This window comes from Pseudomonas sp. GL-R-19, from assembly GCF_019956375.1.
GTDB lineage: Bacteria > Pseudomonadota > Gammaproteobacteria > Pseudomonadales > Pseudomonadaceae > Aquipseudomonas.
Genome location: NZ_JAHBDJ010000001.1, coordinates 40,892 through 54,036, shown reverse-complemented (window position 1 = coordinate 54,036; position 13,145 = coordinate 40,892). Strand labels below are relative to the sequence as shown.

The window sequence follows — 13,145 nt, the reverse complement described above, 5'->3', positions numbered from 1 at the left end:
GGGAGGAGCGGGTGCATGCAGATTTATGATTACATCGTTGTCGGTGCCGGTTCTTCGGGCTGTCCGGTTGCGCGCGGTTTGTCTGACGATCCCCGGAACAACGTCCTGCTCATCGAGGCGGGTCCGGCTTCAGATCGTTTCTGGGTCAACACGCCTGCGGGAATGGGTAAGCTCTATTTCAACAAATCACTGAACTGGAATTTCCGCACCTCGCCAATGGACAAGCTTCAAGGGCGTCAGATGTACTGGCCTAGGGGCAAATTGCTCGGTGGATCCAGCTCCATCAACGGCATGGTATTCATCCGCGGTCACCAAAAGGATTTTGACGGCTGGCGTGCCTTGGGCAACCCAGGCTGGGGGTATGAAGATGTCTTGCCGTATTTCAAAAAGATGGAGCACTTTGAGCGGGGCGGCGATGAATACCGCGGAGCGAATGGTCCGCTGTGGATCAGTGATCCGGTCGTCAAAGAAAAGAGTAGCTACGATTTTATAGAGGCCGCTAACCGTATCGGTATCCCCGTGACCGAGGACATGAACGGCGCCTTGCACGATGGCGTAGGTTTCATGCAGCACAACATCCAGGACGGGCAACGGATGTCGACTTACCGGGCATTTATTGAGCCGGTCATTGAACGGCCGAACCTGACGGTTCGAACCGGGTGCGAGCTGCAGCGCGTTTTATTCGAGGGGCGCACCGCTGTCGGTATAGAGGTTTTGAAGAGTGGCCGTTTGGAGCGTATCTATGCGGCGCGCGAAGTGATTCTGTCAGCAGGCTCGCTGAAGACCCCGCAGATGCTGATGCTGTCGGGCATCGGCCCAAGGGCTGAACTGGAAAAGCACGCAATTCCCGAAGTTCTGAATTCCCCGGGAGTAGGGCAAAACTTGCAGGATCATTTTTATATTCACACAGCGTTCCGTTGCACCCCAGACAGCTCGTACAACGCCAACCTCGTAGGCCTGCGCAAGTATTGGGAAGGCTTTCGTTACCTGATGACCCGCAAAGGTTATCTTGCCCTTGGCTCTTCCCAGGTCGCGGCGTTCGTTAAAAGTAGCCCGGACGAGGACTATGCTGATCTCCAAATCAGCTTTCGACCCATGACCTTTCAATATTTTCCCGACGGCACGGTTGACGTTGAAAAGCATCCTGGGCTCGGGGTGTCGGTCTATCAGTTGCGTCCCAGCACCACGGGAACAGTGACGCTGCGCTCGACCAACCCGTCGGACCCGGCCGATTACACACCAAATTTCCTGAGCAGCGATTACGACATCAATGCCGTGATCAGTGGTGTGCGCTGGATACGCAAAATCATGAACAGCGAGCCCATCAAGTCCCGCGTGGTTTCGGAACAATTGCCGGGTCCGCACATTCGTACCGATGAAGATATCTACAACTATCTGGTCGAAACCGGTAATTCGGCCCACCACCAGGGCGGCACCTGCAAGATGGGGGACGACGCCATGGCGGTGGTGGACGAACGACTGCGTGTCCGCGGTATCGAGCGACTGCGGGTGGTGGATGCTTCGATCATGCCATTCATCACGTCGGGCAACACCAATGCGCCGTCCATCATGATCGGTGTGAAAGCCGCCGACCTGATTCGTGAAGATGCAATGGCTCGCCGGGCAAGCAGTTCGCCGGTCGAAACTGTTGGTTGAATCGGCGGGTACCGTGTTGCCACCTGTCACGAAAATCCTCACCGAATAACAACAACTGGAGGCACCAGCAAGATGCACGATTACGCGAAGTTTTATATCGACGGTGAATGGGTAGAGTCCGCGACATCCCAGCGCCAGGAACTGATTAACCCAACTACTGAAGAAGCGTTTGCCACAGTCGCCATGGCGACCGTTGAAGAAGTGGACACTGCGGTGGCCGCAGCTCGGCGTGCATTCAAAAGCTATTCGCAGACTTCCCTCGATGAACGTTACGACCTGATCAACCGTATCATCGAAGCCTACGAACTGCGCGTCGATGATTTTGTACAGGCCATTGCGCAAGAGGTGGGTATTCCCTGCAGCGCCCGTGCTCAGGTCATGGGGCCAATCGAACATATGAAGGTCGCTCGCGACCTATTGAAGACGTACGAGTTCGAGGCTCGAATTGGCAATACGATCGTTCGCCGCGAACCCCTGGGTGTCTGCGCACTGATCTCGCCTTGGAACTGGCCGATCCAGACAACCGTCATCAAGCTGATCTATGCGCTGGCCGCCGGTTGTACAATCGTGTCCAAGTCCAGCATCAACTCGCCGGTCAGCGCTATTTTGCTGACAGAGGTGCTGGATGCCGCGGGCGTACCCAAAGGCGTTTTCAACATGCTCAACGGCTCGGGGCGAGTGATTGGCGAGGCGATGTCGAGGCATCCCGATGTCGACATGATTTCCTTCACGGGCTCGACCGGTGCCGGTGCGCAGGTAGGCGAGGCAGCGGCACGCACCATCAAGCGCGTGTGCCTGGAGTTGGGCGGGAAGTCGGCGAATATCGTGCTGCGAGACGCCGATCTGGAAAAGGCCGCGCGCTGGAATATTCAGCGCGGCTTCTTCAATACCGGACAATCCTGCCACGCGCCGAGTCGCATGCTGGTGCATGAAAGCCAAGTGGAGCAGATCATTCCGTTTCTGGTCGACGAAGCAAACCGATTCCGTCTTGGGGACCCGCGAGATCCTGCCACGACCATGGGCCCGATTGTCAGCCAAGCACAATTCAACAGCATCCAGCGTCACATACAGTCGGGCATCGATGAGGGTGCACGGCTGATTGTTGGCGGACTGGGGCGCCCCGAAGGCTTCGAGCGTGGCTTTTTCACCCGTCCGACCGTGTTCGTCGATGTGACGCCGGAGATGACCATTTTCCGCGAAGAGATTTTCGGGCCGGTCTTGGTGGTGGTGCCTTATTCCACCGAGGCGCAGGCATTGGAAATCGCCAACGACTCGCCTTATGGGTTGGGTGGCTATGTATTCGGTGGGGACCGGCGCAAAGCGTATGAGTTCGCCAGCGGCCTGCGTGCCGGGCGTGTTTGTTTTAACGGCGCGCCGACTAACTCCTTGACGCCTATGGGTGGCTACAAGGAATCCGGCATTGGCCGCTCGATGGGTGTTTTCGGATTGCAAGAGTATCTGGAAATCAAATCGGTCTATGGCTTTGACGAGGAAGCCGCAGCACTGCCGTCGTTGAAGGTCTGATACGACTCCATCCAAGACCAAACGCTGCCGCGCCGATGATTGGCGCGGCACGCCTGCTGTTTGAAGAGAATATTTATTCATCTGATTAATAGCACCTTGCGAGCTGACTCACGTGGTTCGCTTGCTGTACCACGGACGAGCCCAGTAGGGTAAGGCTCGTCTAAAAAGACGAAGTTGCAGTTGTTGTTAGTGCGAATGGTCAGTTGCCAGAGATTATCCGCAGGTCGTGCTCGGCCAGGTTTTTCACACTGTTTTCAATCGAGGCATTCTTACAATGGAACTCAACGTAAATGGCACTGTGTATGAGGTTGAGGTGGATGCGGATACACCGTTGTTATGGGTGATTCGCGACGATATCGGCCTGACCGGAACCAAGTACGGGTGCGGTTTGGCGCAATGCGGCGCCTGTTCGGTCATGGTGGACGGCGTGCTGGTTCGCTCATGCGTTACACCGGTTGAAGGTGTAAAGGGCAAACAGATCCGCACAATCGAAGCCATTGAAGGCGACGAGTTGGGCAAGCGCGTAGTGACGGCCTGGGTCAAGCATCAAGTCGCCCAGTGCGGCTATTGCCAGTCTGGCCAGGTCATGGCCGCCACTGCGCTGTTGCAGCGCATTCCTAAACCTTCCCAAGCCGATATTGCTGCCGCTATGACGAATCTCTGCCGTTGCGGCACTTATAACGCGATCAAGACTGCTGTCGATGAGCTTGCTGGTGCTTGAGCACGCGCAATCCGACTGAGCTGCGACGTGCCTGGTGACAATGCCGACGGCTAATCCTGACGACCTTTAATGGAGCAGGGATTGGTCTGCTGTCAGGCCGAGCATTGAATGCAAACAGAGGGGAACACTATGTCAAAACTGGATGATTCAATCGCCGAGCGCGGCGTACTCTCCGACGCGCAACCTGTGAACGTCTCTCGCCGCCGTTTTTTGCAGGCATCGGCTGGTGTCACGGCGGGGGCGCTTGTTATCAGTTTCGGAATTCCCCTTGGCCCGTTGCGTGCCGCCGAGCGTGCCCAAGCATTGCCGCCGGGCGCTCGTGTACCGGCTTTCCTGGAAATTCGCCCGGATAACACCGTTCGCCTGCAGAGCCCCTTTATTGAGGGCGGGCAGGGCATTTTTACGGGCATGGCACAGGTCGTGGGTGAGGAACTCGATGTAGATCCAGCCAGTTTTCTGGTGGAGAACGCACCGCCCGGGAATGACTTCAAAGTCATGGAAGGTGGCATGCGCTTCACGGGCGGTAGCCGGTCGATGCGCGCGAGCTACATGACCATGCGCCGACTGGGCGCATCGGCGCGCCTGATGCTATTGCAGGCCGCGTCATCCCACTGGAAGGTGCCTCTGGCGCAGTTGACTACTGAACCAGGGCGGGTCATTCATGCCGCTTCCAATCGATCAATCAGTTACGGTGAGCTCGCGCCGCTAACGCTCGATTTGCCCATTCCCGATCCGCAAACCGTTACTCTGCGCGACCCTGCCAAATTCCGCTGGATCGGTAAGCCGGTCCAGCGAATAGACGTCTACGACAAATCCACTGGCAAGGCGCAATACACCATCGATACTCGTGTCGAAGGCATGCTCCATGCTGCGGTACAGCATGCGCCACGCCTGGGTCTGCAAGTGGGCCTGGTGCGCAACGAGGATCAGATCAGAAACCTCAAGGGGGTGCATTCCGTGCACCGTCTTGAAGGGGCAGTGGCGGTGGTTGCGCAACGCTGGTGGGTGGCCAAGCGTGCCGTCGAGGCTCTGCAAGTGGAGTGGACGGAGCCGGGTGGTGATTCAACCGTGCGCTACATGCCGGCTAATTTCGACACCCAGGCCTATGTGGAGCAATTGAGTAAAACCACCGACGCTGGGGATGAGGCCGAACGTGAGGGCGACCTGCAGCAAGGGCTGGCCGGCGCCAAGAAAATCGTCAGTGCGACTTACCATACCCAATATCTCAACCACGCCCAGTTGGAGCCGCCCTCGGCCCTGGCGCGCTTCGACACTGAAGGCAATCTCGATCTGTGGCTGCCGAACCAGGCCCCAGATTTGTTTTTGGGCGACGTCGCCAAACGCACCGGCCTGGACCCTTCCAAAATCACTCTCCACTCACCGTTGCTGGGCGGTTTTTTCGGCCGGCATTTTTTATACCCGAATGCATCACCTTACCCTCAGGCCATCCAGCTGGCTCAATCCACAGGGCGACCGATCAAGGTGATCTGGAGTCGCGAGGAAGAGTTTTTGCGTGATGTGCTTCGTCCCTCAGCCGTGGTGCGCTTTCGCGCCGGCCTGGATGAACAGGGCATGCCGGTGGCCTTTGAAGCAATCAGTGCCACGGAAGGGCCAACCGAGGGTATCGCTAACAAACAAGGGGAAAAAATCGACCCAACCGCCGTCGAGGGCCTGGCCGGTAAAAAATATGCCATTGCCCATCGTCGGATCGCTCAATTGTACTCGAAGACCCCGGTGATGCTGGGCTACTGGCGTTCAGTCGGGAACTCCATCAACGACTTCATGTATGAAGCTTTCCTGGATGAAGTGGCAGATGCCGGGGGGCTGGACCCCTATGAGCTGCGGGCCAAGCTACTGCAGGGCAACGAGCGGCTAAGCAACTTGCTCAAAGCAGTGGCCGACCTGTCCGGGGGATGGAAACGAGGGCCGTTCACGGCGCAAGACGGCACCAAGCGAGCAAGAGGCGTTGCGATGGCATCGCCATTTGGTACCGAAACGGCTGTGATCGCAGAGGTTTCCATCAGCAACGGAGGCGTGAAAGTTCACGACATCTGGCAGGCCATTGATCCGGGTAGCATCGTCAATCCCGCCATCATCGAGGCTCAGGTCAACTCTGCCGTGGCCCTTGGCTTGTCTCAGACCCTGATCGAACAAGCCATCTACAAAGGTGGCTCGCCGGTGGCGCGCAATTACGACCTCTACCGCATCCTCACACCGGAAATGATGGCCAGGGTCCATGTCCGCGTGGTGGAAAGTGGTGCGCCAATGGGCGGAATCGGTGAACCACCTTTGCCTGCGGTGGCACCGGCGGTTGCCAACGCCGTCTCGCGACTGACCGGTCAACGAATTCGCAGCATGCCTCTATCGCAGTACCGCTTCGACACCTGATGAGGAATGGCTCGTGAATAAAACTATAAAGTATCTGCTGCCTGCAGGCATTGTCGTGGCGGCTGGCTTGGGCTGGTTCGTCAATCGCACGCCATCTTCGCCTTTTTCTGATGAGACAGCTGCACCATCGACAGATGCACAGCTTGTCCAGCGCGGTGAATATGTTGCCAGGCTGAGCGATTGCGTGGCCTGCCACAGCACGCCCAAAAGTGCGCCGTTTGCCGGCGGGTTGGAGATGGCGACCCCGATGGGGTCGATCTATGCCACCAACATTACCTCGGACAAACAAACCGGCATCGGCAACTACAGCCTGGCCGATTTTGATCGCGCAGTGCGCAGCGGAGTCGCGGCCGATGGTCACCGGCTATACCCCGCTATGCCATACCCATCATATGCCAAGCTCAGCGACGACGATGTGCGGGCTCTTTATGCGTTCTTCATGGCCGGCGTCAAGCCGGCGCAGCAGCAGAACAAGCAAAGCGACATCCCCTGGCCGCTCAACATGCGTTGGCCGTTGGCTTTATGGAATGCGACGTTTGCCGATGGTGGTGCCTATCAGGCCAAGTCGTCAGAGGATGCGCTGTGGAACCGCGGCGCGTACATCGTCCAAGGCGCGGGGCATTGTGGTAGTTGCCACACCCCACGCAGTTTGACGATGAACGAAAAATCGCTGGATGAAAGCAGTCCCACTTTCCTCAGCGGTTCGCTGCTGGACGGGTGGTACGCGCCGAGCCTGCGCCAGGATCCGAACACTGGGTTGGGTCGCTGGAGTGAGCAGGAGATCGTCGACTACCTGAAAACCGGACGTAACGCTCACAGCGTGGTCGTGGGCACCATGGCGGAAGTCTTCAACAACTCGACGCAATACATGTCCGACCCGGACCTGAAAGCCATCGCGCATTACCTGGTGTCGTTGCCGGGCGATCCAAAGCGTGACGGGCCGCCATGGAAGCCAGCGGCCAAACTGACGGCTGAACAACCTCCATTGTCGACACCTGGTGCAGCCAACTATATGGCCAAGTGCAGCAGTTGCCACGGCAGTGACGGCAGCGGGCAGGCGCCATGGATACCTCCTTTGGCAGGCGCATCTTCATCGATGGTGAAGGAAAGTGCTACTAGCATCAATGCCACCTTGAACGGTTCGGAACGTGTCGTTGCCAACGGCATTCCGGATTCGTATCGCATGCCTCCGTACCGCAACCAACTCTCTGATCAGGAAGTCGCCGACGTACTGACATTCGTCCGCACGTCTTGGGGTAATCAGGGAGGGGCAGTGAAGGCTGAAGAGGTGAAGGAACTGCGTGAGCGAACCAATCCGGCCAGCAGCAACCCGATCATTTTGCAGATGCGCTGAGAGAGTCGGGCGAGGGTCCCGCCAAGACCGTGGCTATAGAAACGGAGTGAGTCGTCTATGAGTTACGAGTTTGTGTTTGTTCGTTCGATTGTGTTGACGATCATCATAGGCTTGTTTCTCCTAGTCACTGGTCGCGCGCGCAGCGGGGTTGCATCTTGGCGTTCTGGGTGTTCGCTGCCGTGGTACACCTTATTTGGTGGTGTCTACCCGAACTCAAAGGCGGATGGAGCGAAGCCGGTCGCTGGCTGGTCAGTGCGTGGGTCGGTGCAGTGTTGACGGCATTGTTCCTGATTCTGCCCGTCGGGCTGTTTCTTGTTGCGCGTCGCCTGCTTGGACGACGCTCGACCACCGGCATACACGTGTCTCTGATTTTCGTCGCAACCTCAATGATCGTTGGGGTTGTTGTGAGCTTCGGCACTGTTGGGGGGCCAGTGGTTCGTGAAGAAGTGGTCCATGTGGATGGTCTGCCCGAAGGCTTGGACGGACTGCGAATTGCTAACATAGGTGATGTCCACATCGGACATTTCGTTGTGCCCGAGGACTTTGCCCAGGCGATCGACATCGTCAATATGCGTAAGGTCGACTTGCTAGCAATTACTGGCGATCTTATCGACGATCTCAGTCAGCTAGAGCCAACGCTGGACGCTCTGGAGAGAAGTAACGCACTGCCAGTGCTCTCCATCCTCGGCAATCATGACAAGTACCCCAACGAAGCCGCCGTAGTCGCCGGCTTGCGTGCGCGCAATCCTCGTATCCAGGTGCTTATCAACAACAGCGTTGTCGTGCACCCGCGCGGCGTACCGTTGCGCATCGTCGGCGTAGATTACCCGCTCGCCTCGGATGGACGCCACATGCTTCCACGGGGCGAGCAGGATGCTGCCATGCGCAGGTTCGCATACCTGACGTTCGCCGAGGCGTCGCCTGGCGATACGCTTATTGCACTGTCACACCATCCCGAGTTCTTCCCCATCGCTGCCTCGCGTGGTGCTGTATTGACCCTGTCCAGCCATACGCACGGTGGACAGGTACGATTCTTCGGGCGGCCAGTGATCGTCGCTTACGACTATATGCATGGAATCTATCGCGACGGGGTGGCGTCCCTCGACGTCACTTCCGGACTGGGCCACTGGCTACCCTTGCGTATCGGTGTGCCACGGGAAATTTCGATCATTACGCTTCGGCGTGCATGATCCAAGCAGAACTCGAGTGTTAGCGCAGCTGTGTGGCGAGCAAGGGAGTTTGCCAGCCTTCAGGGAGGTGGGCGCCACTTTCGACGCCCGGGCACGTTCAGGGAACGTTGTGACCAGCCGCTCGGATAAGCCCGTACCATTCGGGGCGGGAGAGCGGGATATTTGAGCCTGCGGCTGCCTCGACGAGGCGCTCGGGTCTCGTGGTACCCAGCACTACTTGGATGCCGGCGGGATGACGGGTGATCCAGGCTGTAGCGATCGTGGTCGGAGTGACGTCGTACTTCGCAGCGAGTCGTTTGAGTTCGGCATTAAGCTGCGGGTAGTCGGGAGAGTTGAAGAACACTCCATCCTGAAAGGCTTTCTGGAACGGAGACCACGCCTGCAGCGTGACCTTGTTAATCCGCGCGTAGTCGACGATGCCGCCACCGTCACGAGTGATTGAGTCGTCGAATCCGGTCATGTTCGACGACAGGCCCTGGGCGACGATCGTCGAATGCGTCACCGAAAGCTGGACCTGGTTGGCCAGGATCGGCTGGGTCACGGCGGTCTTGAGCAAATCGATCTGACGGGGAGTATGGTTGGAAACCCCGAACGCGCGAACCTTTCCGGTGGACTCCAGATGGTCGAAGGCGCGGGCGACTTCTTCCGGTTCCACGAGTGCGTCTGGCCGGTGCAGCAGTAGCACATCCAGATAGTCGGTACCCAGAGCTTTCAGCGACCTCTCGGCCGATTCCACGATGTGCTCGTAGGACTGATCGTAGTGCCACGGGTCGGACACAATACTGGTCTTGGACTGGAGGAAGATCTGATCGCGCTCGGCGCTGCTGAGTCGCAGCGCCTCGGCGAACCGGAGTTCACACAGATGCGGGCCACCGCCGGGATGGTTGAAACCGTAGAGGTCGGCGTGATCGAAAAAATTGATGCCCGATTCGCGCGCCGCGGTGTAGAGCGCGCGGACCTGGTCATCGGTGCTGCCGGCGATGCGCATCATGCCCGCGACGACGTTGGGAACCCGAGTGTCGGTTGATCCTAGTGGCACGGTCTTCATGAGAGCTCCTTATCAGGGCAGTGGTGGGCTGAATAGGCTCGGATTGGGTGTCGGATGCCTTATGTGACTGCAATGAACTCACCAAGGCTGGTTCGCTGGGCCAACGGTGAACTCGTTGATAGTCGTGTCATCGGGCTGGTCGATCGCGAAGGTGACGACGTTGGCAATCCGGTCTGGAGAAATGCCGTACTTGGCGTAGATGCCCTGCATCTGGTCAAGCGACTCCTTATCGCTGATCGTCGCCAGTAGTTCGGTGTTAACCGCGGCCGGGTAGATCGTCGCGGTGCGGATGTTGGTGCCCTCCATGGCGGACTCCATGCGCAGGACTTCCATGAAGTCGCGCACGAACCACTTCGTCCCGCCGTAGACAGCACCGCCCGGATAGGCCTTGAGCCCCGCCACCGACGAGGTGGTGATGACGTGCCCGGACTTCTGTGCCAGGAACTCGGGCAGCACGGCCGCTACGCCATTCAAAACGCCCTTCACGTTGACATCGATCATCTGGTGCCAGTCTTCGGTCTTCAGGGCGGACAGCGGCGAGTTCGGCATCAGCCCTGCATTCAGGAAAATGACGTCCACGCGACCGAATTTCTCTTTTGCCAGTTGGACGATGCAGTCGTTTTCCTCCTGCTTTGTCACGTCCAGCACCTGATAGACCACTTGGCCTCCGCTCAGGAGAATCTCCTCCGCGATTTGCTTGAGCTTGTCTTCGCGACGCGCGCCGAGCACGATTTTGGCGCCTTTGCTCGCGAGCAGCTTGGCGGTTGCCTCGCCGATTCCGGACGATGCGCCGGTGATGATGACTACTTTGTCTTTGATCATGATCTCTCTCTCTGGATTCGGGCTGCGAAGGAAGTGCAGCAGATGATGAGGCGGTATTTCAGGTCGGTGTTGAGCGCGTGGGAACTACTTTGTCAGCGCACGCTGCTCTTGGGAGAACACCACCCGAACATCGCCACGGCCGAGCGCTTGGGCCAGGCCAGTCAGATCGTCCACGCGGCCCAGACGGGTGTATGAGTAAGCTGAGTCGAAGGTCTTATAAAAGATGACCACGGTGCGCGATCCCCAAAGCATAAGGTCTCCGTTGCGGATTGTGCCGGGCCGGCTCTCACTGGTGGGCAGCGCGTCAGGCAGTTCTTTCTTCTTCTCGTTTCCGTGGAGGTCCTCCATGTCCAGTGTCAGCGGCAGCGTGGCGGCGAATGCGCGAGTGGCCTCGTTGTCGGCCAGGGTGATGGCGAAGCGACGTTCCCCGATGGTCATCCACAGGCGTGATTCATCCGATTTCTTGGGTGTTTGAGTGACATCCTGCTCAGCGGCCACGGGCAGCGCAGTGCTGGCGGCGTGGGCGGGATGGCCGCTGCACAGTGCAAGGAGAAGCAGCGGCATTCCAAGCTGTTGCATGGCCCGCCGGTGCCAGGAATGCCTGCGGCTTGCAGCGCCAAGAGAGGAGAGAGGACCGCCTGCACCGACGTCAACGTTTTCGCTCTTCATGTTGTTCTCCTAGCAATGCGGAAAATGGGCCAGACGCGTTGCCGCGCCTGCACGTGAATTCGGAGGTATCGAGCGCGGATTCGCACAACAATATGGCGAAGACGCTCCTCAGCGAGCGGTCTATTGCCAGTTCTGGTTGCGGTCTCCACTGGGAAGTCAGAAGTGTTGAGTGGCATGAATCCATACCGTAGGGCGCGCCATCCAGTTCAGCCGCATCCTGGCGTTTTGCTCGCCAGGATGCGGCCGCCTCAAGGCGTCAAGCGGCGCGTGCCGCCGTGGCCAGGTGCTGCGTGAAGAAGGTCGTCAGCTTGTCGAAAGGAATCACGTTAACGCGGTCGTACAGATCGGTGTGGCTGGCCTCTGGAATGATCATCAGCTCCTTCGGCTGCGCCGCGGCCGCGTAAGCGGTTTCGCTGAAGTAGCGCGAGTGGGCGTTTTCACCATGGATGAACAGGACCGGGCGTGGAGAAATTTCTGCAATATAGGTCAGGATCGGCATGTTCATGAACGACAGCGGTGTGGCGATCGTCCAGGAGTTGCCCGAGTTGACCGCGCGCGGATGGTATCCGCGGGACGTGCTGTAGTAATCGTGGTAATCGACCAGGAACTGCGCTTCACCACCCTTCAGTTCGTTGTAGGGCGGCTGGTAGGCAGGGGCATCATTTTTTGCGTCCAGCCAACGCTGTTCGCCCAGTTGCTCGAGCATTTGCGTGCGCTGCTCGAGGGTCACGCTGTCGTTGTAGCCCTTGGACATGACGCGGGTCATGTCGTACATGGTGCTGGCGACAACCGCCTTGACGCGCTTGTCCAAGGCCACGGCATTCAGCGCCATGCCGCCCCAACCGCAAATGCCAATGACGCCAATCCGTTCGCGATCAACGGAAGGTTGCAGACCAAGAGCATCAACTGCCGCACTTACGTCCTCGGTGTTGATGTCTGGCGAGGCGACATTGCGCGGCTCACCGCTGCTTTCCCCTGTGTAGGATGCATCGAAGGCCAGCGTGACAAAGCCGCGCTCGGCCATGGTTTGCGCATAGAGCCCGGAGGACTGCTCCTTCACCGCGCCGAACGGGCCACAGACGACAATAGCGGCCAGTTTTCCGCTGGCGTTCTTCGGTTGGTACAGGTCTCCCGCCAGGGTGATGCCATAGCGGTTCGTGAAGGTGATCTTCTTATGCTCCACCTTGTCGCTCTTGGCGAAGGTCTTGTCCCATTCCTGTGTCAGTTGCATGTGCTTGCCTTACATGTAGTTGAGATTGTTCCTGCCAGCCTGAATACCCGCCGAGCAGCACGGCTTGTCGTCGGCGTAGGCGTCATAGACTTTTACAACCATGGGAATATTCGTTTCGCAAATGGCGTCGCCCGTCGGGATTGGCTTTGCCAACTAATGTATGCCTGTCACTGCCCCAAAACATCCCATGAAATTGCAAGCATCTATGCACGCTATTGGATAATCACGCTCCCACGTCCCAGGCGGTTCGAAATGGAAACCTACCCCCGATGAGTTCATGCTTGTTCGAATGACATATCACCACGCTGCGATGACCATTGATCATCGAGTCCCGTACATGGAAGCATTCGGTCCGCCTGCATCAGCTCAGCCTCGCTATATGACCGGCGGCAAACCCGCCGCAGGCTGCGTTGGTCGCCGATTCGAGTGACTCGGTCTGGGACAGGCGATGGACGAGACCTTGTAGAGGACATCCGCCAAGTGCTTAACGGACGTGAAAGCTTGTTTGGTCAAGGCTTGTTGGGCTGCGTCGAAAGAGAGAT

Annotated in this window: 10 protein-coding genes; 6 read left to right on the top strand and 4 right to left on the bottom strand. The window is 58.2% G+C overall.

Features of this window, described 5'->3' with window-relative positions; genetic code table 11:
- Positions 1-15: 15 nt before the first annotated feature.
- The 6 genes from KGA83_RS00200 to KGA83_RS00175 all read left to right on the top strand — a co-directional run bounded on the left by KGA83_RS00200 (position 16) and on the right by KGA83_RS00175 (position 8,833).
- Positions 16-1,656 carry a GMC family oxidoreductase gene (locus KGA83_RS00200; RefSeq protein ID WP_223527490.1) on the top strand — a complete coding sequence of 547 codons (1,641 nt, stop codon included), beginning with the start codon at positions 16-18 and terminating at the stop codon, positions 1,654-1,656.
- A gap of 72 nt (positions 1,657-1,728) precedes the next feature.
- Positions 1,729-3,180, top strand: coding sequence for an aldehyde dehydrogenase family protein (locus tag KGA83_RS00195; protein ID WP_223527488.1), 1,452 nt, complete (start codon positions 1,729-1,731; stop codon positions 3,178-3,180).
- Between the two features lie 274 nt (positions 3,181-3,454).
- Positions 3,455-3,901, top strand: a complete 447-nt coding sequence (locus KGA83_RS00190; RefSeq protein WP_223527486.1) for a (2Fe-2S)-binding protein — start codon at positions 3,455-3,457, stop codon at positions 3,899-3,901.
- Positions 3,902-4,030: 129 nt separating this feature from the next.
- A complete protein-coding gene (locus KGA83_RS00185; RefSeq protein WP_223527654.1) occupies positions 4,031-6,289 on the top strand; it encodes a xanthine dehydrogenase family protein molybdopterin-binding subunit in 2,259 nt (752 codons plus the stop codon).
- Between the two features lie 13 nt (positions 6,290-6,302).
- Positions 6,303-7,643: a c-type cytochrome gene (locus KGA83_RS00180; protein ID WP_223527484.1), complete on the top strand. Its 1,341-nt coding sequence runs from the start codon at positions 6,303-6,305 to the stop codon at positions 7,641-7,643.
- 155 nt (positions 7,644-7,798) lie between these two features.
- Positions 7,799-8,833: a metallophosphoesterase gene (locus KGA83_RS00175; RefSeq protein ID WP_223527482.1), complete on the top strand. Its 1,035-nt coding sequence runs from the start codon at positions 7,799-7,801 to the stop codon at positions 8,831-8,833.
- 97 nt (positions 8,834-8,930) lie between these two features.
- On the opposite strand, the gene KGA83_RS00170 is transcribed toward KGA83_RS00175, so the two are convergent.
- From KGA83_RS00170 to KGA83_RS00155, 4 genes are all read right to left on the bottom strand, one after another.
- Complete coding sequence (locus KGA83_RS00170) at positions 8,931-9,881, bottom strand: aldo/keto reductase family oxidoreductase (RefSeq protein ID WP_223527480.1); 951 nt, start codon at positions 9,879-9,881, stop codon at positions 8,931-8,933.
- 78 nt (positions 9,882-9,959) lie between these two features.
- On the bottom strand, positions 9,960-10,703 hold the full coding sequence (locus KGA83_RS00165) for an SDR family oxidoreductase (protein ID WP_223527478.1): 744 nt from the start codon (positions 10,701-10,703) through the stop codon (positions 9,960-9,962).
- Between the two features lie 84 nt (positions 10,704-10,787).
- Positions 10,788-11,372, bottom strand: a complete 585-nt coding sequence (locus KGA83_RS00160; protein WP_223527476.1) for a cyclophilin-like fold protein — start codon at positions 11,370-11,372, stop codon at positions 10,788-10,790.
- A 256-nt stretch (positions 11,373-11,628) separates the two neighbouring features.
- Complete coding sequence (locus tag KGA83_RS00155; RefSeq protein ID WP_223527474.1) at positions 11,629-12,603, bottom strand: alpha/beta hydrolase; 975 nt, start codon at positions 12,601-12,603, stop codon at positions 11,629-11,631.
- Positions 12,604-13,145 lie beyond the last annotated feature (542 nt).